We start from the raw sequence: 22,606 nt of genomic DNA, 5'->3' as shown, positions 1-22,606 counted from the left end.
CTGGTCCACCGCGCCCGCGCCGGCCTGCCGGCTAGGGACCGGGGGCGATGACCACGCGGTTGCGCCCGCCGCGCTTGGCCTCGTACAGGGCCGCGTCGGCGCGCTTGAACAGCGCGTCGAAGCCCTCGTCCGGCCCCTGCAGGGCCACGCCCACGCTGACCGTCACCGGGACCGGCACGCCCGGCTCGAAGGCATGGGCCTCGACCGCCGCGCGCAGGTTCTCCGCCAGCGCCGGCACCTGGTCGCTGCGCACGCCCGGCAGCAGGACCACGAACTCCTCGCCGCCCCAGCGCACCAGCCAGTCGCTGGAGCGCAGCTGGCGCCGCAGCAGCACGGCCAGCTCGCGCAGCACGCGGTCGCCGGCGTCGTGGCCGCAGCTGTCGTTGATGCGCTTGAAGTGGTCGATGTCCAGCACCAGCAGTGCCCGCGCGTGGCCGGGCGCGACCGGGCCGGCCGGCAGCCGCGCCCAACGCTGCTCGAAACCGTGGCGGTTCAGCGCCAGGGTCAGCGGGTCGGTGGTGGCGCGGGCGCGGTAGTTCTCGGCCTCGTTCTGCAGCAGGCGGCGCTCGGTGCGGTAGGTGCGCAGCTGCAGCAGCGCGTAGAGCACGATGCCGGTGAGCCATACGCCCAGGATCCCCAGGTACCAGGTCTCGCGCGACAGGCCCGGGCGCACGAAGGTGATCTCCTGCACCTCCAGGTCGTGCACGCCCTCGGTCATGGGGTAGGAGAAATCCAGCCCCACCGTGACCACGTTGCTGAGTTCGGCGTGCGCCAGCTCGCGCGGCAGCTTGTAGTACAGCCGCCACCACTCGGCGACGGTGAACTCGTCCGTGCCCAGCGACAGGGGCGCGCGCAGGTCCTGGGTCGGCAGGAACACCGCGTTGTACTTGGTGCTGTTGGTGTCGCCGACGGTGGAGTAGCGCGGGTCGAAGTGCCGCGCGAACAGCCGCAGCTTGGGCACGTCGCCCTTGTAGACGACCTTGACCTCCACGTGGGTGTACTTCGACAGGTCCAGGCCGCGGTCGGGGCCGGAGCCGATGAAGTAGTTGACCGCGCAGTAGTACAGGGGCTCGTTGGTGCCCGGCGGGTAGTGGCAGCGCAGGCGGCGCTTGCCCTCGTCCAGCCACTCGCCGGCCTCGGCGCGGCCCGGCACCGGGGTGGAGGACAGCATGGTCGCGTCCTTCGGCACCCGGGTCACGTCGAAGCGCACCGGCGGGATGAGGTCGTAGCCGGCGATCGCGCCGAGGGTCAGGGCCACGCCCGCCAGCAGGGCCAGTGCGACGTGCTTGCGTTGCCCGGAGTGGGACGTCGGAGTCGGAGAAACGTCTACACCGGCCGCGGTCATGTGCCCTCTACCATCCCTGTGGACAGGCGGCGCGTGCACGACCGCCTAGAATTGCAGGGACGTTACCAAAGGCCATTCCCGCCTGCACTGTGTGACCCATGCACCCCCCGGCCACCGGCGCGGCCGCCTGCCGCCTGGCGCCGGGCACGGGCGGGAGGGCGCGGCCCAGCCTACAATCCGGCGATGGCCACCCTGTTCGTCTCCGACCTGCACCTGGATCCGGCCCGGCCGGAAATCACCGCCCTGTTCCTGCGCTTCCTGCGCGGCGAGGCTGCGGGCGCCGACGCGCTGTACATCCTCGGCGACCTGTTCGAGGCCTGGGTCGGCGACGACGACCCGTCCGAGGCCGGGACGGAAGTGGCCGCCGCGCTGCACGCCCTGGCCCACGCCGGGGTGCCGGTGTACTTCATGCACGGCAACCGCGACTTCCTGGTCGGCCAGGACTACGCCCGCCGCGCCGGCATGCGCATCCTGCCGGATCCGTCGGTGGTATCGCTGTACGGCCGCCCGGCGCTGCTGATGCACGGCGACCTGCTGTGCAGCGACGACACCGCCTACCAAGCCTTCCGCGCCCAGACCCGCGACCCGCGCTGGCAACAGCAGTTCCTCGCCCAGCCGCTGCAGGCGCGGCTGGCGTTCGCGGCGCAGGCCCGCCAGGCCAGCATGGCGCGGCAGCAGGAAATGCTGCAGGGCGACCGCGGCACCTTCGAGACCGTCACCGACGTCACCCCGGCCACGGTCGAGGCCACCCTCGCCCGCTTCGGCGTGGACCTGCTGGTCCACGGCCACACCCACCGCCCGGCGGTGCACGCGCTGCGAGTGGGCACGCGCGACTGCCGGCGCATCGTGCTCGGCGACTGGTACGAACAGGGCTCGGTGCTGCGGGTGGACGCCGGCGGCGCGCAGCTGCAGGCGCTGGCGCCGGGCTGAGCGGCAGGCCGGCTCAGCCGCCGGCCTGCTCCGCTTCCACGTAGCGCAGCGATTCCAGCTCGTCCTCGTCGAATCCGGCCAGCAGCCGCGCCTCGACGTTGAACGGGCCGTGCAGGTAGCCGCTGGCGTACTCGCGCAACAGTTCGCGGAAGCGGGCGCGCGGCTCGACCCCGGCGCGCTCGCAGTACCAGCGGTACCAGCGCGAGCCGGCGGCCACGTGCGCCACCTCCTCGCGCAGGATGACCTCCAGGATCGCCACCGTGTCCAGGTCGCCCATGTCGCGCAGGCGCGCGATCATGCCCGGGGTGACGTCCAGCCCCCGCGCCTCCAGCACGCGCGGCACCAGGGCCATGCGCGCCATGCCGTCGTGCGCGGTCTTCTCGCACATCTCCCACAGGCCGTTGTGGGCGTCGAAGTCGCCGTAGTCGCGGCCCATCCGGCGCAGGCGGTCGCGCAGCAAGGTGAAGTGGCGCGCCTCGTCGTCGGCCACCTGCACCCAGTCGCGGTAGAACCGCTCGGGCAGGCCGCGGAAGCGGTAGGCCGCGTCCCAGGCCAGGTCGATGGCATTGAGCTCGATGTGGGCGATCGCGTGCAGGAACGCCGCCCGCCCTTCCTCGCTGCCCAGCCCGCGGCGCGGCAGGTGGCGCGGATGCACCAGCTTCGGCCGCGGCGGCCGCCCCGGCATGCGGATCGGTTCCGGCGGCGGCGCTTCCCCGGGCAGGACGATGTCACCGCGGGCGAAGGCCGCGGCGTATTCGTGGGTCAGCGCGACCTTGCGGGCCGGATCGGCCTCGTCCAGGCAGGCGCGCGCGGCCTGGTACAGCTCCATCGCCGCCTCCTCAGCAGGCGCGGCGGCGGCGCTTGGCCTCGTCCGAGCGCAGCTGCTGCAGGCGTTCGAAGTAGCCCGGCTCGATCCCGGTCACGTACTGGCCGTTGAAGCAGGAGGAATCGAAGCGGGTGAGCTGCGGGTTGCCCTCGCGCACCGCGGCCTCCAGGTCCTCCAGGTCCTGGTAGATCAGCCAGTCGCAACCCAGCAGCTTCTCCACCTCCTCGACGCTGCGGCCGTGCGCGATCAGCTCGTCGGTGGAGGGCATGTCGATGCCGTAGATGTTGGGGTAGCGCACCGGCGGCGCGGCGCTGGCCAGGTACACCTTGCGCGCGCCGGCGTCGCGCGCCATCTGCACGATCTGCTGGCTGGTGGTGCCGCGCACGATCGAGTCGTCCACCAGCAGCACCACGCGGTTGCGGAACTCCAGGTGGATCGGATTGAGCTTGCGCCGCACCGACTTAACCCGCTCGCCCTGCCCCGGCATGATGAAGGTGCGGCCGACGTAGCGGTTCTTGATGAAGCCCTCGCGGTACTTCACGCCCAGCACGTTGGAGATCTCCAGCGCCGCGTCGCGCGAGGTGTCCGGGATCGGGATGATGGTGTCGATGTCGTGGTCCGGGCGCAGGCGCAGGATCTTCTCGCCCAGCTTGACGCCCATGCGCATGCGCGCCTTGTGCACCGAGACGTTGTCGATCATCGAGTCCGGGCGCGCGAAGTACACGTACTCGAAGATGCACGGCGCCTGCTCGACCGCTTCGGCGCAGACCTCGGCGAACACCTCGCCGCGCGGGGTGACGACCAGCGCCTCGCCCGGCTGCACGTCGCGCACGCGGGCGAAGCCGAGGATGTCCAGCACCGCCGACTCGGAGGCCACGATGTACTCGGCACCGGCCGCGCCCTCGCGCTTGCCCAGCACCAGCGGGCGGATGCCGTGCGGGTCGCGGAACGCGACCAGGCCCAGGCCCAGCACCACGCTGACCACCGCGTAGCCGCCCTTGACCCGGCGGTGCACCCCGGCGACCGCGCGGATCGCGGCCTGCGGGGTCAGCTCGCCCTGCACGTCCAGCTCGTGCGCGAACACGTTCAGCAGTACTTCGCTGTCGGAGTCGGTGTTGATGTTGCGGCGGTCCTGGGCGAACACCTGCTGGCGCAGGGCCTCGGTGTTGATCAGGTTGCCGTTGTGCGCCAGGGCGATGCCGTAGGGCGAGTTGACGTAGAACGGCTGCGCCTCGTCCATGCCCTCCGAGCCGGCGGTCGGATAGCGGCAATGGGCGATGCCCACCCGCCCCTCCAGCACGCTCATCGCCTTGGCGTTGAACACGTCGCGCACCAGGCCGTTGTCCTTGTGCAGGCGCAGGCGGGTACCGTCGGCGGTGGCGATGCCCGCCGCGTCCTGGCCGCGGTGCTGGAGCACGGTCAGGCCGTCATACAACTGGCCCGCGACGTTGTCGTTGCCGACGATTCCGACGATGCCGCACATGATGCAAATCTCCGACGGTCTACTGACCGGGGTTGGGACTGGAAGAGGAAGGAGGCTCCCCGCCGGGTGGCGGCGGCGCCGCGTCATCGGGAACGGGAAGGGCCCCGGTAAGGGATTCGACGATGGCGCCGGCGCGGTGAAGGGCGCCATTATCGCCGCCGGCCCGACCGTTGCCAAAGTCCAGTTCGCCGGCCGCCCACTCCGGCAGCCAGCGCGCCAGCCACTGCGCGCCCGGCAGCAGCAGCGGCAGCGCGCGCGACTGCGCCCAGGCCGGTTGCTGCGGCAAGGTGCTGAAAGCCATCAGCAGCACGATCACGCAGGCCACCAGCGCGCCGCGCAGCACGCCCACGGCCAGGCCCAGCACACGGTCCACGCCCGACAGGCCCACCGAGTGCAGCAGCTTGCGCATGATCCAGCCGACCAGGCTCACCGCCACCAGCACGCCGAAGAACGCCAGCGCGTAGCCAGCCAGCAGCCCGGAGGTGCCGGGCTGTCCATCCTCGCTGATCAGGAAGGCCAGCTGCCCGCCGTAGTGGAACGCGCACCAGCTGGCCGCGATCCAGGCCAGCAGCGAGGCGACCACGCCGACGAAGCCGCGCAACAGGCCCAGCAGGGCCGAAGCGGCAATCACCAGCAGCAGGACCAGGTCGATCGCGTTCATGGCTTCGCGGCCGGCGCGCCGGCGCCGGTCCTGCTCACGGGTGCGGCACCACCATGCCGCCGCCGTGGGCGGCCAGGCGCCCGCGCAGCTGCTCGGCCTCGGCGCGCGTGGCCACCGGCCCGACCCGCACCCGGTGCAGGGTGCCCTTGTCGGTGCGCACCGGCTGCACGATGGCGCTGAAGCCGGCCGCGCGCAGGCGGTCGCGCAGCGCATTGGCGTCGGCCTGGCTGGAGAACGCGCCCATCTGCACCGCGAAGCCCACGTTGCTGGCCGCCGGCGTGGGCGAAGGCGCCGGCACGCTGGTGGACGGGGTGGCCGCGGAGGTGCTGGCGGTGGCCGACTTGGCCGGGGTCGCGGTGGTCTTCGCCGGCGCCGGCGTGGTCGCGGCCGGGCGCGGGGCATCGCGCGCCGGCGCGGGCTGCGCCGCGGCGGGCTGCGGCGTCGTCGCCGTCGTTGCGGGCGACGCGGTAGTCGCAGCAGGAGCGGCAGCGGCCGCGGTATCCGGCGCGGTCGCCGCGGCGGCGGCCGGCGCGGCTTCCCCGGCGCCTGCGTCCAGCGCGATCACCTGGGCGTTGACGTCGTTGCGGATGCGCACCGCGCGCAGGCGCCCGGCTTCGGCCAGGGCGCGGTCGGCGAACGGTCCCACACGCACGCGCCAAGCCGGGCGGTCGCCCACCGTGGTGCGCTCGCTGAAGCCCTCCAGGCCGGCCTGGCGCAGGCGGTTGATCACCGCCTCGGCATCCTTCTCGCTGGCATAGGCACCGAAGGTCACCGCCCAGCGTCCCGCCGCGGTGGCCGGGTCGGGCGCGGCCTCGGCCGCCTCGCCGTCGGTCGCGGCGGCTTCGGCCTCGGGGGCGGGCGCCGGGGCATCCACCTCGGCGGGCGCACCGAGCAGGGGCAGCTCGCGGGTCTCGTAGCCGCTGGCCGGCGCATCGGGGACGCGGGTGGAGACGTCGGCCACGCCACTGTCGGGGGCCGGGCCCTGCACCAGCATCGGCAGGAAGATGACCGCGAGCGCGACCAGCACGGCCGCGCCGATCAGGCGTTGTTTCAGCGTGGTATCCACGGGAGCTGGGGGCCTGGCGGGAAGTGGCGGCAATTATAGGGGGAGCCCGGCCGGGCCAACCGTCATTGCCCTGAACGCAGCATCGCCAGCGCGGCGGCGGCGGTGTGGAACGAGCCGGCCACCACCACCCGGTCGCCCGGCGCCGACTGCGCCAGGGCGCGCGCCAGCGCCGCCTCCACGCTGGCATCGCGGCTGCCGGTGGCGGCCGCGGTACCGGCCAGGCGCGCGGCCAACGCATCGACCGCTTCCCCGCGCGCGATGCCCTCCAGACCCGCCAGGTGCCAGCGGTCCACGCAGCCTTCCAGCGCCTGCACGATTGCCGCCGCGTCCTTGTCGGCCAGCACCGCCAGGACCATGGCGGTGGCGCCGGACGCCGGCCGCGCCTTCGCCCAGGCAGCCAGTTCGCGCGCGGCCTGCGGGTTGTGGGCCACGTCGACCACCACCTCCACGCCGTCGTGCTCGAAGCGCTCCAGCCGGCCCGGGATGCGCGCGGCGGCCACGCCGGCCGCGCACGCCGGTTCCGCCGGCGAGCGCGGCAGCGCGCGCAGGGCCGCGATCGCGGCGGCGGCATTGGCGCGCTGCACCGGGGCGGCCAGCTGCGGATCGGGCAGCAGCAGCTCGGTGCCGATCTCGCGCCACTGCCACTGGCCCTCGCCGGCCGGCTCGTGGAAGTAGTCGCTGCCGGCGCGGATCGCGTTGGCGCCAATGGCGTAGGCATGGCGCAGCACGCTGGAAGGCGGGTCGATCTCGCCCAGCACCAGCGGCTTCCAGGCCCGGGCGATGCCGGCCTTCTCCTGGCCGATGGCCTCGCGGTCGCTGCCCAGCCAGTCGACGTGGTCCACGTCGACGGTGGTGATCACCGCCACGTCCGGATCGACGATGTTCACCGCGTCCAGGCGGCCGCCCAGGCCGACCTCCAGCACCGCCAGGTCCAGCCCCGCCTGCTGGAACAGCCACAGCGCCGCCAGGGTGCCGTACTCGAAATAGGTCAGCGGGGTGTCGCCGCGGGCGGCCTCGACCGCGGCGAAGGCCGCGGCCAGCTCATCGTCCGCGGCCTCGGCGCCATCGATCCGCACCCGCTCGTTGTAGCGCAGCAGGTGCGGCGAGCTGTAGGCGCCGACCTTCCAGCCGTCGGCGCGGGCGATGGCCTCGATGAAGGCCACGGTCGAGCCCTTGCCGTTGGTGCCGGCCACGGTGACCACCTGCGCCGCCGGCCGCTGCAGCCCCAGGCGCGCGGCAACCTCGCGCACGCGCTCCAGGCCCAGCTCGATGCTGCGCGGATGCCGGGTCTCGATGTAGGCCAGCCATTCGGCCAGGGTGCGGGACGTGGAGCTCATGCGGGTCCAGGGTAGTGGCGCGCCGCGGGCGTGCCGCGGCCACGGCGCGGCGTGCGGCCGCATCGGCCGGCGCCGCGGGAACAGGATGGCAGCTCGCCCGGGCGGGCGCCTCGGCACCGGTCACGGCGCGGGCGCGCGGCCAGGCGTCCCGGCCGCCGCCGGGCTTTACAGCGCCCGGTGCTTGGCTTCGCCGAAGAACGGGGTGTGGTGCGAGCAGTCGTTCAGGCGCACCACTTCCAGGTGCTCCACGTCCGGGCCTTCGAGCAGGTTCAGCGTGGTCGGCGCCTGGCGGAAGGTCCACAGCTTGCTGATCGGCAGGCCCAGGATCCTGCACAGCAGTACGCGGTTGACCGCGTCGTGGGCGACCAGCAGCAGGATGTCGTCCGCGCCCAGGCCCTCGGTGGCGCGCACCAGGCCGCGCCAGGAACGGTCCAGCACCTGGCGCAGCGATTCGCCGCCGGGCATCAGCACCGTGTCCGGCTCCTCGCGCCAGGCGCGCAGGCGGGCCGGGTCCTTCTCGTTGATCTCGCTGGCCAGCAGGCCTTCCCACTCGCCGTGGGCGATCTCCTGCACGTCCGGATCCAGCTGCAGCATCCCGGCGCGGTCCTCGCCCAGCGCCAGCTCGGCGGTGCGACGGGCGCGCGACAGCGGCGAGGCCACCGCGCGGGTGACCGGCACGTCGCGCAGGCGCTCGCCCAGCGCGCGGGCCTGGGCCTCGCCCACCGGCGAGAGCGGGATGTCGATCTGGCCCTGGTAGCGGCCTTCGGCGTTCCACGGCGTCTCGCCGTGGCGTGCAAGCAGGATGCGCATGGAGTCCCCTCTGGGAAAAAACCCCCGCCGCGCCTGCGCGCGACGGGGGCCGCATGATACCCGACCGCCGGGCCCGTGGCCCGGACGGTTTCAGCGGGTAATACCCATTTCCTGCAGCAGCTGCGGGGCCGGGTAGACCTCCTGCATGATCCAGCGCATGTAGCGGGCGTCGACCGCGATCATACGGGTCATCTTCGGGTCGAACACCCAGTTGGAGCTGACCGACTCCCAGTTGCCGTCGAAGGCCAGGCCGACCAGCTTGCCCTGGGCGTCCAGCACCGGCGAGCCGGAGTTGCCGCCGGTGATGTCCAGGTCGGACAGGAAGTTCACCGGCACCGAGCCGATGCGCGGATCCTCCAGCCCGCCGTAGCGCTTGGCCTTGACCGCGTCCAGCAGCGCCTTCGGGGAGTCGAACGGCTCCTCGCCGGTGTCCTTGGCGACGATGCCCTCCAGCGTGGTGAACGGGGTGTACGCCATGCCGTCCTTCGGCTCGTAGCCGGTGACGTTGCCGAAGGTGATGCGCAGCGACAGGTTGGCGTCCGGATAGACCGCCTTGCCCTGGCTCTTCTTGTAGTCGGCCACCGCCTGCAGGAACACCGGGCGCGCGGCCAGGTTCTCGCCGGCGCGGACCTTGCGCTCCTGCTCAAGCTTCAGCAGGGTCGGCAGCACCGCCACCGCGTACTGGATCGCCGGGTCGTCGCTGGCCTCGAACGCGGCGCGGTCGGCCGACAGCCACTTCAGGCGCTCCTCGGTGCTGCCCAGCTTCGTCGCGGCCAGGCGGTCCAGGGCGCGCTCCACGGCCACGGCGTCGTTGCCGCCCAGCCACTGGTCCACCGCCGGCACGCGCTGGGCCGCGGGCAGCTTGATGTACTCGTTGAGCCAGTAGGCCTGCAGCTGGCGGTCCATGGCCGGCACGTAGCGGCGCTCAAGCTGCTTCATCGCGCCCTCGATGGTCGGCAGGTCGCGCTGCTGGAAGCCCGGCTCGCGCTCGGCGTCCGGCTTGGCCTTCTCCAGCGACAGGCGGTACAGCTGGGTGGCCGCGCCGACCACGCCGGTGTTGTTGAACATGGCCAGGGTGTAGTCGCGGCTGCGGGTCGCCTTGGACTGCTCCAGCAGCTGCACCAGCTTCGCGTGCGCCTGCAGCGCCTCGCGGCCCTTCCTGCCCTGGCCCTTGAGCCAGGCCAGCACCGCCGCTTCCTCGGCGTGCTTCTGCGCGGCCGCGTCGATGCGCTTGAAGCCCTCCAGCTGGCCCTCGTAGTTCTTGGCGTAGTTGTTCCAGCCGGCCATGTTGCTGGCGTACTTGACCTGGATGTCCGGATCCTTGCGCCCGGCCTCCTCGATCATGCCGATCAGGTTGCGGTAGTGGCGGATGGTCTCCGGGTACACCGTCTGCGCGGTGTGGTCGAACTCGGCGGCCAGCGCGTAGCGGTTGGTCGAGCCCGGGTAGCCGGCGACCATCACGAAGTCGCCGGCGCCCAGCGGCTTGTCGGCGATCTTCAGCCAGTGCTTTGGCTGGTACGGCACGTTGTCCGGGGAGAACGGCGCCGGCTTGCCGTCCTTGCCGACGTAGGCGCGGTAGAACGCGAAGTCGCCGGTGTGGCGCGGCCACATCCAGTTGTCGATGTCGCCACCATACTTGCCCACGCTGCCCGGGGGCGCGTAGGCCAGGCGCACGTCCCGGATCTCCAGGTTCTTGAACAGGCGGTAGGTGTTGCCGCCGAAGAAGCTGTAAAGGCGGCAGCGGTAGCCCGGCTCGGACTCGCACTCGGCGACCAGCTTCTTCTCGAACGCCTCCAGGGCGCGGGTGCGGGCCAGCGCGTTGGGCGCGGCGGCGATCGCGGCCTTCGCCTCGGCGGTGACGTCGGTGATCTCGTCCAGCACGAACACGCGCGCGTTGGGACCGGCGCTGAGTTCCTCGGCCGGGGTGGCGGCGTTGAAGCCTTCCTTGATCAGGTTCTTCTCGGCGGTGGAGTTGAGCTGGATGGCGCCGTAGGCGCAGTGGTGGTTGGTCACCACCAGGCCCTGCGGCGAGACGAAGCTGGCGGTGCAGCCGCCCAGCGCGACCACCGCGCCCATCGGGTCGCCGGTCAGGTCCGCCAGCTGCTCCGGCGACAGCTCCAGCCCGGCCTGCTTCAGCGGACCGGCGATCTCCGGCAGCTGCTGCGGGACCCACATGCCTTCCACGGCATGGGCAAGCGGCGCGCCCAGCAAGGCGGCAAATACGGACAGGGAAAGGGTGCGCAGGCGCATGGGCATTTGGTTCCAACCGAAAGGAACCGGGATTCTAGCCCCCGCCCGCCCCGGGAGAGCCCATGACTTTTGGCAGGTTCCCCGGACAACCCGGGGATGGCCACCCCCGGCACGGGCGCCGCCGACGCCATGGTTTCTTTGGCAACCTATAATGCGCGCCTTCCCCTCCCTGCCACCGAGGTCCCGCCGATGTCCCGAACCATGAAGGCGCTGGTCAAGCGCGAAGCCGCCAGGGGCATCTGGATGGAGCAGGTCCCGGTGCCGCAGCCCGGCCCCAACGAGGTGCTGATCAAGGTCGAGAAGACCGCCATCTGCGGTACCGACCTGCACATCTACCTGTGGGACGAGTGGAGCCAGCGCACGATCCGGCCTGGCCTGGTGATCGGCCACGAGTTCGTCGGCCGCATCGCCGAGCTGGGCCCGGGCGTGTCCGGCTACAAGGTCGGCCAGCGGGTGTCGGCCGAGGGCCACATCGTCTGCGGCCACTGCCGCAACTGCCGCGGCGGCCGCCCGCACCTGTGCCCGCACACCGTGGGCATCGGCGTGAACCGCGACGGCGCCTTCGCCGAGTACATCGTGATGCCGGCGTCCAACCTGTGGCCGGTGCCGGATCCGGTGCCGTCGGAGCTGGCGGCGTTCTTCGACCCCTACGGCAACGCCGCGCACTGCGCGCTGGAGTTCGACGTGGTCGGCGAGGACGTGCTGATCACCGGCGCCGGCCCGATCGGCATCATCGCCGCCGGCATCTGCAAGCACATCGGCGCGCGCAACGTGGTGGTCACCGATGTCAACGACTACCGCCTGAAGCTGGCCGCCGACATGGGCGCCACCCGCGTGGTCAACGTCGCCAACCAGTCGCTGCGCGACGTGATGTCGGACCTGCACATGGAAGGCTTCGACGTGGGCCTGGAGATGAGCGGCAACCCGCGCGCGTTCAACGACATGCTCGAATGCATGTACCCGGGCGGCAGGATCGCCATGCTCGGGATCATGCCCAAGGGCGCCGGCTGCGACTGGGAACGGATCATCTTCAAGGGCCTGACCGTGCAGGGCATCTACGGCCGCAAGATGTACGAGACCTGGTACAAGATGACCCAGCTGGTGCTGTCCGGCTTCCCGCTGGGCAAGGTGCTGACCCACCAGCTGCCGATCGACGAGTTCCAGCAGGGCTTCGACCTGATGGAGCAGGGCCGCGCCGGCAAGGTCGTGCTCAGCTGGACCTGAGCACGCGGCCGGCCCTGGAACGGAAAAAAGGCGCCGCATGGCGCCTTTTTCCTTTGCCGCGGGGGCCGTTACTGGCCGATGCTGAGGGCCAGCACCACGCGGTCGTCGGCCAGGTCGCCGAAGATGTCGCGGCCGCTGCCGTCGGTGCCGACGTAGGCCAGCGAGGCGCTGAACAGGCCCCAGCTGCGGCTCAGGCCGACGCTCCAGTCGGTGTAGTCGTCGCTGTAGTCGTCGTCGAACATGCTGCGGCCGACGCCCAGGTCGAGGCTGAAGTCGTTCGGCAGGCCGATGCTGGCGCCGCCGGCCACGTACCAGGCCTTGGTGTCGCTGCCGCCGAAGTCGTTGCTGTAGGCGACGGTCAGCGAGTAGTTCTCGGCGAAGGTGGTGGTGGTGATCAGCTCGTTGAAGTTGAGGTCGCTGGCACCCGGGTAGGTGTAGCGGTTGATCATCACGTCGAAGTTGACCGCGTCGCTCAGGTCGACGTTGTAGCCGATGAAGCCGTCGACCTCGGTGTTCGGGTCGCCCGGGCCGAAGTCCACGCCCGAACCCCAGACGCCGGCGTAGAAACCGGAAGCCGAGGTGTAGGTGAAGCCGGCCTGCAGCGTGGGATCCTCGTCGGACTGCGAGACGCCACGCCAGACGTAATCGGAAACGGCGGTCACTTCCCAGGAGAACGGCGACTCCTCCTGCGCGGACGCGACGAACGGGACTGCGGACAGCAGGACGGCGAGCGAAGCAGCGAGCTTGAAGGACTTCATCCTTGGATCTCCTCTGGTGGGGTGGAGCACGCGGGCGGCCGGGAGCCGTCACGGTTCACAAATACTTAACCCAGCGGATATTGCGACGCAACAATTGCAGCGTCAACCAGTTCCCGGTGCCCCGCCCGCTGCTCAGGCCCCGGCGAACGCCCCGTAGCGCACCGGCACCAGCCCGACCCGGCTCCCCGGCGGATGCGCCTGCTGCGCGTCCACCGGCAGCTCCACCTCCACTTCCTGACCCTGCCCGCCCTGCAGGCGTGCCCGCACCCGCAGGCGCGGGCCGCTACGCTGGGCATCGACCACCACCGCCTCCCAGCCGCCCTCGCCCAGGCGCAGGTCCTCCGGGCGCACGTACACGTCCAGTTCCGCCGAGTCCCCGCCCGGCAGCGGCCCGCACGGCGGCGGCAGCACCAGGCCGCCAACCTCGATGCGGTCGCCCTGGCGTCGCCCGCGCAGGCGGTTCACCGCGCCGACGAAGGAATACACGAACGGGCTGGCCGGGCGGTCGTAGGCCTCGGCCGGGGTGGCCAGCTGCTCGATCCGGCCGCGGTTGAGGATCGCCACCCGGTCGGCCAGCTCCAGCGCCTCCTCCTGGTCATGGGTCACGAACACCGTGGTCAGGCCGGTCTGCACGTGCAGCTGCCGCAGCCAGCCGCGCAGGTCGCGCCGCACCTGGGCGTCGAGCGCGCCGAACGGCTCGTCCAGCAGCAGCACCCGCGGTTCGATCGCCAGCGCACGCGCCAGGGCCACGCGCTGGCGCTGGCCGCCGGACAGCTGCGCCGGGTAGCGCCCGCCCAGGTCCTGCAGCTGCACCAGCGACAGCAGCTGCTCCACCCGCGCGGCGATCCGGGCCGCCGGCCAGCGCTCGCGGCCGCGGCGCACCTTCAGCCCGAAGGCGATGTTCTCGGCCACGGTCATGTGCCGGAACAGCGCATAGTGCTGGAACACGAAGCCGACCCGCCGCTCCTGCACCGTCAGCCGCGAAGCGTCCTCGCCGCCGAACAGGATGCGCCCGCCGTCGGCATGCTCCAGCCCGGCGATCACCCGCAGCAGGGTGGTCTTGCCCGAGCCGGACGGGCCCAGCAACGCCAGCAGCTCGCCGTCGCGGATCTCCAGGTCGATGTCGTCCAGCGCGGCGAACGCGCCGAAGCACTTGTGCAGGTTCTGGATCTCGATCTTCATCGTGCGTCCTCAGTGCCGGTGCGTGGCGGCCAGCGATTCGCCGTGGCGCCACTCCAGCCAGGTCTTGAGCACCAGGGTCACCAGCGCGCTGAGCGCCAGCAGCGTGGCCACCGCGAAGGCGGCGCTGTAGGCGTATTCGTTGTAGAGGATCTCCACGTGCAGCGGCAGGGTGTTGGTGCGCCCGCGGATGTGGCCGGACACCACCGAGACCGCGCCGAACTCGCCCATGGCGCGGGCGCCGCACAGCAGCACGCCGTACAGCAGGCCCCAGCGGATGTTGGGCAGGGTCACCCGCCAGAACGCCTGCCAGCCGCTGGCGCCCAGGCTCAGCGCGGCCAGCTCCTCGTCGCTGCCCTGCTGCTCCATCAGCGGCATCAGCTCGCGGGCGATGAACGGAAAGGTCACGAACACCGTGGCCAGCACGATGCCCGGCAGCGCGAACACGATCTTCGGCAGCTGCAGGTGCACCTGGCCCAGCAGCGGCAGCGACAGCTGCACGCCCTCGTCGATCAGCGGCCAGGCCCAGCCATGGGCGCCGAACACCAGGATGAACACCAGGCCGGCCACCACCGGCGAGACCGCGAACGGCAGGTCGATCAGGCTCACCAGGATGCGCTTGCCGCGGAACTCGTGCTTGGCCACCAGCCAGGCCGCGGCCACGCCGAACACCAGGTTCAGCGGCACGGTGATGGCGGTGACCAGCAGGGTCAGCCTTATCGCCGCCAGCGCGTCCGGCTCGCGGATCGCGGCCAGGAACGCGCCGATCCCGCCGCGTAGCGCCTCGGCGAACACCAGCAGCAGCGGCAGCAGCAGGAACGCCAGCAGGAAGCCGATCGCGGCGGCGATCAGCAGCCACTGCACCCAGCGCGGCTCGCTGGTCGGCGAGGCCGGGCGGGCACCGACGGTGGGCGCGCTCGGGGCCATGGTCAGTTGCGGCGGATCCAGGGCGATGACGCCCTGCACGTTACCACCCGTCTGTGGCGCCATCTCAAGCCCCTCCCCGGCGCCGGGCCAGGCGCGCCTGCAGCGTGTTGATCACCAGCAGCAGGGCGAAGGACAGCAGCAGCATGGCCACCGCGATCGCGGTCGCGCCGGCGTAGTCGAACTCCTCCAGCTTGATCGTGATCAGCAGCGGCGCGATCTCCGAGACCATCGGGATGTTGCCGGCGATGAAGATCACCGATCCGTACTCGCCGACCCCGCGCGCGAACGCCAGGGCGAAGCCGGCCAGCACCGCCGGCCACACCGTCGGCAGCACCACCTTCCACACCGTGTTCCAGCGCCCCGCGCCGAGGGTGGCCGCGGCCTCCTCCAGTTCACCCTCGGTCTCGGCCAGCACCGGCTGCACCACCCGCACGACGAATGGCAGGCCGATGAACACCAGGGCCACGGTGATGCCCACCGGGGTGTAGGCCACCTTGAACCCGGCCGCCTCCAGCCAGCGGCCGATCCAGCCGTTGCCGCCGTACAGCGCGGTCAGGGCAATGCCGGCCACCGCGGTGGGCAGGGCGAACGGCAGGTCGATCATGGCGTCGAACAGGCGCCGGCCGGGGAAGCGGTAGCGCACCAGCACCCAGGCCACCAGGGTGCCCATCACCGCGTTGAAGGCGGCCGCCGCCAGCGCGGTGCCGAAGCTGATCTTCAGCGCCGCCAGCACCCGCGGCTCGGTCCAGATCCGCCACAGCCCGTCCCAGCCCAGGCCGGAGGCGTACACGAACACCCCGGCCAGCGGGATCAGCACGATCAGGCCCAGCCAGGCGAGGGTGTAGCCCAGGCTCAGCCCGAAGCCGGGCAGCACCCGGCGCTGCCGGCCGGACGCGCGCGCGCCGCCCACCGGCGGCGTCAGGGGATTGGGGACGCTGGACATCGCTTGGCTTCGCTTCGTCGGGTTCGGGTCTGCGACCCCGCTGCCGGGGCGGCGGGAAGGCCCGGGGCCTGCGCCCCGGGCCCACGGCTCAGCGGGCCTTGGCCGCGGCGAGGATCTGGTCGAACTCGCCGCCGTCGCTGAAGTGCCGCTTCTGCGCCTGCGCCCAGGAACCGAAGGCGCCGTCGATGGTCACCAGCTGTACCTTGGGGAAGCGGGCCACGTCCTCCGGCGCGGCGTGCTCGGGATGGCGCGGGCGGTAGTAGTTCTTGGCGGCGATGCGCTGGCCCTCCGGCGAGTACAGGAACTCCAGGTAGGCCTGGGCCAGCTCGCGGGTGCCTTTCTTGTCGACGTTGCGGTCGACGATCGCCACCGGCGGCTCGGCCAGGATCGACAGCGAGGGCACCACGATGTCGAACTTGTCCGGGCCCAGCTCCTCGATCGACAGGAAGGCCTCGTTCTCCCAGGCCAGCAGCACGTCGCCGATGCCACGCTGGACGAAGGTGGTGGTGGAGCCGCGGGCGCCGGTGTCCAGCACCGGCACGTTGCGGAACAGCGCGGTCATGAAGTTGCGGACCTTGGCCTCGTCACCCTTGAAGATCTTCTCGGCGAAGGCCCAGGCCGCCAGGTAGTTCCAGCGCGCGCCGCCGGAGGTCTTCGGGTTGGGCGTGACCACCGAGACGTTGGAGCGCAGCAGGTCCGGCCAGTCCTTGATGTTCTTCGGGTTGCCCTTGCGCACCAGGAACACGATGGTCGAGGTGTACGGCGAGCTGTTCTGCGGCAGGCGCTTCTGCCAGTCCGGCGCGATCAGCTTGCGCTCGGCGATGGAGTCGATGTCGTAGGCCAGGGCCAGGGTGACCACGTCGGCCTCCAGTCCGTCGATCACCGCGCGCGCCTGCTTGCCCGAGCCGCCATGCGAGTTCTCGATCTCGACCTTCTGCCCGCGGGTCTCCTGCCAGTGGCGGGCAAAGGCGGCGTTGAACTCGCGGTAAAGCTCGCGGGTGGGGTCGTAGGACACGTTGAGCAGCCTTGCGTCCTTGGCAAGGGCCCCCACCGCGAGGGTCAGGCCGAAGCTCGCGGCCAGCACCAGGAGGGAACGGCGGATGGTATTCATGGGACGAACCTCCGGTTGGATGGGGCTTTGTCAGAATGCGGCCTGCAGGCGGGTGAACACCGCCTTCTCGTCCTCGCGGTCGGCGCCGCCGGCGGCCCCGCCCTCGAAGCCGGTCTGCAGGTAGTTCAACACCAGTTTGAGGTTGTTGTTGAGGTACCAGTTCACGCCGGCGACCCAGGCGCTGGCCTCGCGCGCCGACACGGCCGGGTCGGCGAACACCGGGAACGCCGCCTCGTCCACCTCCAGGCGGCCGTAGCGGGCCACCAGTTCCCAGGCGCCCCAGCCGCCCTTGCCCGGGGCGAAGGCGCGCGCGGGCTTGACCCCGCGGTAGCTGGCGTCCTCGCCGGTGAGCACCCAGCTGGCGGTGGCCTGCCATGCGGTGGTTTCCAGGTCCGCGGTGGTGCCGCCGGCGCCCAGCTCCTGGCTGGAGGACGCGTATTCGGCCAGCAGCCCGAACGGCCCGCGGTAGAAATAGCCCTGCGGCGACCAGCGCTTGCGCTGGCCGGCGGCTGCCACGGTGCCGCGGTAGGCGAAGAACTGCTGCTGGCCCGGGGTGCGGTAGCGCGGCAGGAAGTTGTTGCCGGCCCCTTCCACGTCGCCGATGCTGGCGCCGATGCCGAAACCGAGGCCGGCCCAGAAGCTGTCGCTGCCCTTGAGCGGCTCGAAGAACAGGCGGCCGGCGTACTCGAACTCGTCGTCCGGGTTGGTGGTGGTGGCGTCGCGGCCGTCGACCGCGCCGTTGAACACGCCGATGGCGTAGGACACCTTGCCGCCGGCCAGCTCGCCCTGCAGCTGCACGCCCAGGTCGCGGTTGGGCAGCAGCTCGCTGGCCAGGGCGCGCTCGATTTCCGGCAGCGAGGCCGAGGACTGCAGCCGCTCCAGGCCCACCGGCGAGGTGAACTTGCCCACCCGCAGCGTCGCCGCCGGCGAGAACTGCAGGTCGGCGTAGGCGTCGACGATGCTGGCGCTGTCGCCGGCGAACTCCGGGGTGAAGCGGAAACCCACCCACTTGCCCAGGGTGCCCTCGATGGTCGGGCGCGCGGTGCGCAGCAGGAAGCTGTCGTTGGCGCCGGGCGCGCCGCTGTTGAAGAAGCGGCCGTCGCCCTGCAGCAGGCCGCGGATCTTCACCTCGTAGGCACCGTCTCCGGAGCGGAACGAGGCGCCGCGGTCGTTGACCGCCGCCACCGGCGCGGCCTTCTCCTTCGCCGCGCGTGCCTCCTCCTGCAGTTCCAGGTTGCGCTCCAGCGCGCGCAGCCGCTGGTCCAGTGCCTGCAGGTCCAGGGTCTCCTGGCCGTCGACGCTGGTGGCGGCGCCATAGCGGGCTTCCAGCGCCTGCAGGCGGCGGGCCAGTTCCTCGACCGTGGGGGTGGACTGCGCGAACGCCGGGCCGGCCAGCGCCAGGGCGACGGCCCCGGCCAGCCAGGAACGGTCCGGCAGGCGCGGGCGGCGGTGGGGGATATGCTTGGGCATGGGAGTTCCGTGGTGGGGGCCGGACATCGGTTGTGCGCCAAAATACTCCCTATTCAGTTTGCCAACCGGAAATGACTTGCTGGCCGGTGGATATAGCGGATGCGCATGACGGCCGCGGCCGCGCGCACGCTGGCTAGAATGATGCTTTCCCTTGCAACGAAGTCCGCCCATGTCCGAAGCCGCCATCGCCCGCTACGCCGCCCAGCTGGAAGACCTGCGCGCGCAGGGCCTGTTCAAGTCCGAACGGGTGATCACCAGCCCGCAGTCGGCGGAGATCGAACTGGCCGACGGGCGCAAGGTGCTGAACTTCTGCGCCAACAACTACCTGGCCCTGGCCGACCACCCCGAGATCATCGCCGCCGCGCGCGCGGCGCTGGACACGCACGGCTTCGGCATGGCCTCGGTGCGCTTCATCTGCGGCACCCAGGACCTGCACAAGCAGCTGGAGGCGAAGATCGCGCAATTCTTCGGCACCGAGGACACGATCCTCTACGCCGCCTGCTTCGACGCCAACGGCGGCCTGTTCGAGCCGCTGCTGGACGAGAACGACGCGATCATCTCCGACGCGCTCAACCATGCCTCGATCATCGACGGCGTGCGCCTGTGCAAGGCCAGGCGCTACCGCTACGCCAACTGCGACATGGCCGACCTGGAGAAGCAGCTGCAGCAGGCCCGGGCCGACGGCGCGCGCACCATCATGATCACCACCGACGGCGTGTTCTCGATGGACGGCTTCATCGCCCCGCTGGACGAAATCACCGCACTGGCCAGGAAGTACGACGCCCTGGTCCATATCGACGAGTGCCATGCCACCGGCTTCCTCGGCGCCACCGGCCGCGGCTCGGCCGAGGTCAAGGGCGTGCTCGGGAAGATCGACATCTTCACCGGCACCCTGGGCAAGGCCATGGGCGGCGCACTGGGCGGCTTCACGACCGCGCGCCGCGAGATCATCGAACTGCTGCGCCAGCGCTCGCGCCCCTACCTGTTCTCCAACTCGCTGCCGCCGCACGTGGTCGCCGCCGGCACCAAGGCCTTCGACATGCTTTCGTCGGCCGGCGAGCTGCGCACCCGCCTGCAGGAGAACACCGCCTACTTCCGCCAGCGCATGACCGCTGCCGGCTTCGACCTCAAGCCCGGCGTGCACCCGATCTGCCCGGTGATGCTGTACGACGCGCCGCTGGCTCAGCGCTTCGCGCAGCGCCTGCTGGAGGAAGGCATCTACGCCATCGGCTTCTTCTACCCGGTGGTGCCGCAGGGCCAGGCGCGGATCCGCACGCAGATGAGCGCGGCCCACACCCGCGAGCACCTGGACCGCGCGATCGACGCCTTCACCCGCATCGGCCGCGAGCTGGGCGTGGCCAAGGCCTGAGCCACGCCGCCACCGGCATCGGCCCGGCCGGCGCCGCAGCACGGATGGGCCCGGCGCAGGAAACCGCGCCGGGCGCGACTCAGTTGCCGCCGGCCGGCACCGGCGCCTGCCCCGGCTTGCCGGTGGCGATGCGCACGCCGCGCGACTTCATCCACGCATCGAACTCGTCGGCATTCATCCGCCGCCCTTCCTGCTCCATGTGGAAGCGGTAATCGAGCGGGTCGTCGCTGCGGACGATGATGACCTCGTCCGGCTCCGGCGGCGGCTCCGGCAACACGGCTGCGGCATCGCGCGCCTGGCGGCTGGCGCAGGCGCAAAGCACGGGAAGGGACAGCACCAGGCAAACTCGCAGGACCTTCATGGCAACTCCTGGAGGGGACCGGGGGAGGATGGCATGCCGCGGTCCCGCATCCGGTGATGGCGGTGACCGCTTACCCCGCCGTCGTCCCTGCCGCGGTGGCCGGCGCCAGTGCATCACGCTCGGCCGGCTCCAGCAAGCGCCACTGTCCCTTGTCCAGCGTGCCCAGCTGCAGCGGCCCGATCGCCACCCGCACCAGGCGCAGCACGGCCAGGTCGAACGCAGCCAGCAGCCGCCGGATCTGCCGGTTGCGGCCCTCGTCCAGCACGATTTCCAGCCAGGCGTTGCGGGTGCCGGCGCGCAGCAGCCGCGCCGAGGCCGCGCGCAGGTGCTCGCCGTCGGCCTCGACCCCGGCACACAGCGCCTGCAGCAGGGCCTGGTCGGGAATGGCGTCGACCTGGACGTGGTAGGTCTTGTCCGGGCCGCTGTCCGGATCCAGCACGCGCGCGGCCCAGGCGGGATCGTTGCTGAACAGCAGCAGGCCTTCGCTGGCGCGGTCGAGGCGGCCGACCGGGGCCAGCCACGGCAGCCCGCTGCCGTCGAGGCAGCGGTAGACGGTGTCGCGGCCCTGCTCGTCGCGGGCGGTGGTCACCAGGCCGCGCGGCTTGTTGAGGGCAAGGTAGATGCGTTCCGGGCCGGCAGGGGCGCGGCCATCGATCAGCACCCCGCGCAGGCCGTCGCGCATGGGGTATTCGGGATCGCGCACGACGCGGCCGTCGACCTGCACGCGGCCGGCCTGGATCCAGCGCGCGGCCTCGGTGCGCGAGCACAGCCCGGCCTTGGACAGGACCCGGGCCAGACCATGGCGGACGCCGGCCCGGGGAGCCCCGGGCGCGGCGGGGTTCGGGCGGCGCGACCGTGGAGGCGCGCCCATCCCGTGCCTCAATCCTTGGTCGGTGCCGCCGCCGATTCGGTGGCCGGCGCCGAGGCGGTCGCGGCCGGAGCCGGGGCGCCCTTGGCCACGCGCACCCCGCGCGCCTTCATCCACGCGTCGAACTCGTCGGCGGTCATGCGCTTGCCGTTCTGGCTCATGTCGAAGCGCCAGGGCGTGTTGTCGTATTCGGTCTGCGGCTTGTACGCAGCCGGATCACTGGCGTTGGCGGCCGCCTCGCAGCCCTTCTCCCCGGACTGCTGGGCGTTGGCGCAACCGTCGGCAGCCATGGCCGCCGCGGACACGAGGGTGAGGCCGAACAGCCCTGCCGCAATCAACTTACGCATGGTGGAACTCCCCCTGGAAGACGGGGCGAGTGTAGGCACGGCGTGCAGGCCGATTCAAGAAGAATCTTACCGAGCCTTGGCAAATCGCTAACGCCTCTGCAGAAATGCCGCGACCGGCGTCCTGATCCCGCGCCCGCGGGCCCGGCAGCCATGCAAAAAGAAAGGGCCCGGCTTGCGCCGGGCCCTCCTGGACTGCGTCCGTCCGGAAGCTTAGTTCTGGACGTTCAGCTCGGTGCGACGGTTCTTCGCACGGCCTTCCGGATTGTCCGAACCATCCGCGTTGGTGTTCGGGGCAATCGGGCGGCTCTCGCCGTAGCCGACCGGGCCAACCAGGCGCGAGGCGTCGATGCCGTTGCTGGTCAGGTAGTCGTACACGGCCTGGGCGCGACGCTCGGACAGCTTCTGGTTGTACGCGTCGGTGCCCTTCGAGTCGGTGTGGCCCGCCACCTCGACGCGCAGGTCGGGGTAACGCTTCAGGATCTCGACGGCCTCCGACAGGATGGCCACCGCGTCAGGACGCAGGGTCGCCTTGTCGAAGTCGAAGTTCACGCCCTTCAGGTCGATCGAGACCGGGACCGGGCAGCCGTCCGGGCCGATGGCCTGGCCAGCCTGCGAGTTCGGGCACTTGTCGTCGCAGTTGTTGACGCCGTCGCCGTCGTCGTCCAGGTCGGCGCAGCTCGGCGCGACCGGGGCCGGAGCCGGCGGCGGCGGCGGAGCGGCGGCCGGGCCCAGCGGGATCACGACGCCGACCGAGGCCAGCAGGTCGCCGTACCAGTCGTCGTCGCGGCCAGCACGGGCCGGGTTGACGGCCTGGTCGTCGAAATCGGCGCGGTAGGCGATTTCGGCGCGCACGGCCACGCGGTTGTCGAAGGTGCTCTGCAGGCCGGCGCCGACCTTGGCGGCGACGTTACCCTCGGCGCGCTGGGCCGGGGAGTTCGGCGACGGGACGGTGTACTCCTCCTCGGAGTACTGGTAGCCGATGCCGAACAGCAGGTACGGGTTGAAACCGCGGCCTTCCTGGATGAAGTGGCGCCGGAAGTCCAGCGAGGCGCCGTACTGGCTCCAGTTCAGGTCGTTGTTGTCGTCGAACGACGGGTTCTGGTAGTTCAGTTCGCCGTCAACCGACCACACCGGGCTGATGAACTTGCCCAGGCCGATCGTGCCGAAGGGAGCATCCTCGGTACCGCGGCCGCTGTCCTGGAAATTGAAGCCAACCGAGCCGGTCAGGTACCAGCGGTCGTCAAACTCCTGCGCGGAAGCCGACTGGGCCACAGCCAGGCCGCCCAGCAGCGCAGCGGTCAGAAGTTTCTTGTTCATCTCAAGCTCCTTGATGATTCGGGG

Annotated in this window: 20 protein-coding genes and 1 pseudogene; 3 read left to right on the top strand and 18 right to left on the bottom strand. The window is 71.4% G+C overall.

Annotated features, from left to right (window positions below; all coding sequences use genetic code 11):
- Positions 1-31 precede the first annotated feature (31 nt).
- Positions 32-1,345 carry a diguanylate cyclase gene (locus tag EIM47_RS09200; protein WP_240626193.1) on the bottom strand — a complete coding sequence of 438 codons (1,314 nt, stop codon included), beginning with the start codon at positions 1,343-1,345 and terminating at the stop codon, positions 32-34.
- 183 nt (positions 1,346-1,528) lie between these two features.
- On the opposite strand from EIM47_RS09200, the gene lpxH reads away from it, so the two are divergent.
- The gene (gene lpxH / locus EIM47_RS09195) at positions 1,529-2,275 is read left to right on the top strand and encodes a UDP-2,3-diacylglucosamine diphosphatase (RefSeq protein ID WP_125076716.1); all 747 of its coding nucleotides are present in this window, start codon (positions 1,529-1,531) and stop codon (positions 2,273-2,275) included.
- 13 nt (positions 2,276-2,288) lie between these two features.
- On the opposite strand, the gene EIM47_RS09190 is transcribed toward lpxH, so the two are convergent.
- From EIM47_RS09190 to EIM47_RS09160, 7 genes are all read right to left on the bottom strand, one after another.
- Positions 2,289-3,104 carry a ferritin-like domain-containing protein gene (locus EIM47_RS09190; RefSeq protein ID WP_028915549.1) on the bottom strand — a complete coding sequence of 272 codons (816 nt, stop codon included), beginning with the start codon at positions 3,102-3,104 and terminating at the stop codon, positions 2,289-2,291.
- A 10-nt stretch (positions 3,105-3,114) separates the two neighbouring features.
- Entirely contained in the window at positions 3,115-4,584 is a 1,470-nt protein-coding gene (gene purF / locus EIM47_RS09185; RefSeq protein ID WP_019398185.1) for an amidophosphoribosyltransferase, read from the bottom strand.
- A gap of 19 nt (positions 4,585-4,603) precedes the next feature.
- Positions 4,604-5,245: a CvpA family protein gene (locus tag EIM47_RS09180; RefSeq protein ID WP_019398184.1), complete on the bottom strand. Its 642-nt coding sequence runs from the start codon at positions 5,243-5,245 to the stop codon at positions 4,604-4,606.
- A gap of 34 nt (positions 5,246-5,279) precedes the next feature.
- On the bottom strand, positions 5,280-6,311 hold the full coding sequence (locus EIM47_RS09175) for an SPOR domain-containing protein (RefSeq protein WP_125076715.1): 1,032 nt from the start codon (positions 6,309-6,311) through the stop codon (positions 5,280-5,282).
- Positions 6,312-6,373: 62 nt separating this feature from the next.
- Positions 6,374-7,648, bottom strand: a complete 1,275-nt coding sequence (gene folC, locus EIM47_RS09170) for a bifunctional tetrahydrofolate synthase/dihydrofolate synthase (protein WP_125076714.1) — start codon at positions 7,646-7,648, stop codon at positions 6,374-6,376.
- A gap of 165 nt (positions 7,649-7,813) precedes the next feature.
- Positions 7,814-8,458, bottom strand: coding sequence for a histidine phosphatase family protein (locus EIM47_RS09165; RefSeq protein ID WP_019398706.1), 645 nt, complete (start codon positions 8,456-8,458; stop codon positions 7,814-7,816).
- 90 nt (positions 8,459-8,548) lie between these two features.
- A complete protein-coding gene (locus EIM47_RS09160; RefSeq protein WP_026010534.1) occupies positions 8,549-10,633 on the bottom strand; it encodes a S46 family peptidase in 2,085 nt (694 codons plus the stop codon).
- A gap of 264 nt (positions 10,634-10,897) precedes the next feature.
- Between EIM47_RS09160 and tdh the strand changes: the two genes are divergently transcribed.
- The gene (tdh, locus tag EIM47_RS09155) at positions 10,898-11,932 is read left to right on the top strand and encodes an L-threonine 3-dehydrogenase (RefSeq protein WP_028915546.1); all 1,035 of its coding nucleotides are present in this window, start codon (positions 10,898-10,900) and stop codon (positions 11,930-11,932) included.
- 68 nt (positions 11,933-12,000) lie between these two features.
- Here tdh and EIM47_RS09150 read toward each other — a convergent pair whose 3' ends face one another.
- From EIM47_RS09150 to EIM47_RS09125, 6 genes are all read right to left on the bottom strand, one after another.
- Entirely contained in the window at positions 12,001-12,690 is a 690-nt protein-coding gene (locus EIM47_RS09150) for a TorF family putative porin (RefSeq protein WP_125076713.1), read from the bottom strand.
- 132 nt (positions 12,691-12,822) lie between these two features.
- Positions 12,823-13,872, bottom strand: coding sequence for a sulfate/molybdate ABC transporter ATP-binding protein (locus EIM47_RS09145; protein ID WP_125076712.1), 1,050 nt, complete (start codon positions 13,870-13,872; stop codon positions 12,823-12,825).
- Between the two features lie 9 nt (positions 13,873-13,881).
- Entirely contained in the window at positions 13,882-14,796 is a 915-nt protein-coding gene (gene cysW / locus EIM47_RS09140) for a sulfate ABC transporter permease subunit CysW (RefSeq protein ID WP_125076738.1), read from the bottom strand.
- Positions 14,797-14,860: 64 nt separating this feature from the next.
- On the bottom strand, positions 14,861-15,739 hold the full coding sequence (gene cysT / locus EIM47_RS09135; RefSeq protein ID WP_050992167.1) for a sulfate ABC transporter permease subunit CysT: 879 nt from the start codon (positions 15,737-15,739) through the stop codon (positions 14,861-14,863).
- Positions 15,740-15,827: 88 nt separating this feature from the next.
- The gene (locus EIM47_RS09130) at positions 15,828-16,850 is read right to left on the bottom strand and encodes a sulfate ABC transporter substrate-binding protein (protein ID WP_019398699.1); all 1,023 of its coding nucleotides are present in this window, start codon (positions 16,848-16,850) and stop codon (positions 15,828-15,830) included.
- Between the two features lie 30 nt (positions 16,851-16,880).
- Positions 16,881-18,320: a porin gene (locus EIM47_RS09125; RefSeq protein WP_125076711.1), complete on the bottom strand. Its 1,440-nt coding sequence runs from the start codon at positions 18,318-18,320 to the stop codon at positions 16,881-16,883.
- A 169-nt stretch (positions 18,321-18,489) separates the two neighbouring features.
- Between EIM47_RS09125 and kbl the strand changes: the two genes are divergently transcribed.
- On the top strand, positions 18,490-19,689 hold the full coding sequence (gene kbl, locus EIM47_RS09120) for a glycine C-acetyltransferase (RefSeq protein WP_125076710.1): 1,200 nt from the start codon (positions 18,490-18,492) through the stop codon (positions 19,687-19,689).
- A 79-nt stretch (positions 19,690-19,768) separates the two neighbouring features.
- Here kbl and EIM47_RS09115 read toward each other — a convergent pair whose 3' ends face one another.
- From EIM47_RS09115 to EIM47_RS09100, 4 genes and pseudogenes are all read right to left on the bottom strand, one after another.
- A complete protein-coding gene (locus EIM47_RS09115; RefSeq protein WP_125076709.1) occupies positions 19,769-20,050 on the bottom strand; it encodes a hypothetical protein in 282 nt (93 codons plus the stop codon).
- A 70-nt stretch (positions 20,051-20,120) separates the two neighbouring features.
- A complete protein-coding gene (locus EIM47_RS09110) occupies positions 20,121-20,921 on the bottom strand; it encodes a pseudouridine synthase (RefSeq protein WP_028915542.1) in 801 nt (266 codons plus the stop codon).
- An 8-nt stretch (positions 20,922-20,929) separates the two neighbouring features.
- Positions 20,930-21,139 (bottom strand): annotated as a pseudogene (locus tag EIM47_RS15930) (hypothetical protein); the annotation flags it as partial.
- Between the two features lie 336 nt (positions 21,140-21,475).
- Complete coding sequence (locus tag EIM47_RS09100) at positions 21,476-22,582, bottom strand: OmpA family protein (RefSeq protein ID WP_019398693.1); 1,107 nt, start codon at positions 22,580-22,582, stop codon at positions 21,476-21,478.
- Positions 22,583-22,606 lie beyond the last annotated feature (24 nt).

The sequence above is a fragment of the Pseudoxanthomonas sp. SGT-18 genome, assembly GCF_003931645.1.
Taxonomy (GTDB): Bacteria; Pseudomonadota; Gammaproteobacteria; order Xanthomonadales; family Xanthomonadaceae; genus Pseudoxanthomonas.
Note: the sequence above shows the minus strand (reverse complement) of the source record. Positions and strands in the feature narration are given on the sequence as shown.

Coding starts and splice junctions, on each gene's coding strand:
- EIM47_RS09200 (WP_240626193.1), bottom strand. CDS start 1,345: ATGACCGCGGCCGGTGTAGACGTTTCTCCGACTCCGACGTCCCACTCC.
- lpxH (WP_125076716.1), top strand. CDS start 1,529: ATGGCCACCCTGTTCGTCTCCGACCTGCACCTGGATCCGGCCCGGCCG.
- EIM47_RS09190 (WP_028915549.1), bottom strand. CDS start 3,104: ATGGAGCTGTACCAGGCCGCGCGCGCCTGCCTGGACGAGGCCGATCCG.
- purF (WP_019398185.1), bottom strand. CDS start 4,584: ATGTGCGGCATCGTCGGAATCGTCGGCAACGACAACGTCGCGGGCCAG.
- EIM47_RS09180 (WP_019398184.1), bottom strand. CDS start 5,245: ATGAACGCGATCGACCTGGTCCTGCTGCTGGTGATTGCCGCTTCGGCC.
- folC (WP_125076714.1), bottom strand. CDS start 7,648: ATGAGCTCCACGTCCCGCACCCTGGCCGAATGGCTGGCCTACATCGAG.
- EIM47_RS09165 (WP_019398706.1), bottom strand. CDS start 8,458: ATGCGCATCCTGCTTGCACGCCACGGCGAGACGCCGTGGAACGCCGAA.
- EIM47_RS09160 (WP_026010534.1), bottom strand. CDS start 10,633: ATGTGGGTCCCGCAGCAGCTGCCGGAGATCGCCGGTCCGCTGAAGCAG.
- tdh (WP_028915546.1), top strand. CDS start 10,898: ATGTCCCGAACCATGAAGGCGCTGGTCAAGCGCGAAGCCGCCAGGGGC.
- EIM47_RS09150 (WP_125076713.1), bottom strand. CDS start 12,690: ATGAAGTCCTTCAAGCTCGCTGCTTCGCTCGCCGTCCTGCTGTCCGCA.
- EIM47_RS09145 (WP_125076712.1), bottom strand. CDS start 13,872: ATGAAGATCGAGATCCAGAACCTGCACAAGTGCTTCGGCGCGTTCGCC.
- cysW (WP_125076738.1), bottom strand. CDS start 14,796: ATGGCCCCGAGCGCGCCCACCGTCGGTGCCCGCCCGGCCTCGCCGACC.
- cysT (WP_050992167.1), bottom strand. CDS start 15,739: ATGTCCAGCGTCCCCAATCCCCTGACGCCGCCGGTGGGCGGCGCGCGC.
- EIM47_RS09130 (WP_019398699.1), bottom strand. CDS start 16,850: ATGAATACCATCCGCCGTTCCCTCCTGGTGCTGGCCGCGAGCTTCGGC.
- EIM47_RS09125 (WP_125076711.1), bottom strand. CDS start 18,320: ATGCCCAAGCATATCCCCCACCGCCGCCCGCGCCTGCCGGACCGTTCC.
- kbl (WP_125076710.1), top strand. CDS start 18,490: ATGTCCGAAGCCGCCATCGCCCGCTACGCCGCCCAGCTGGAAGACCTG.
- EIM47_RS09115 (WP_125076709.1), bottom strand. CDS start 20,050: ATGAAGGTCCTGCGAGTTTGCCTGGTGCTGTCCCTTCCCGTGCTTTGC.
- EIM47_RS09110 (WP_028915542.1), bottom strand. CDS start 20,921: ATGGGCGCGCCTCCACGGTCGCGCCGCCCGAACCCCGCCGCGCCCGGG.
- EIM47_RS09100 (WP_019398693.1), bottom strand. CDS start 22,582: ATGAACAAGAAACTTCTGACCGCTGCGCTGCTGGGCGGCCTGGCTGTG.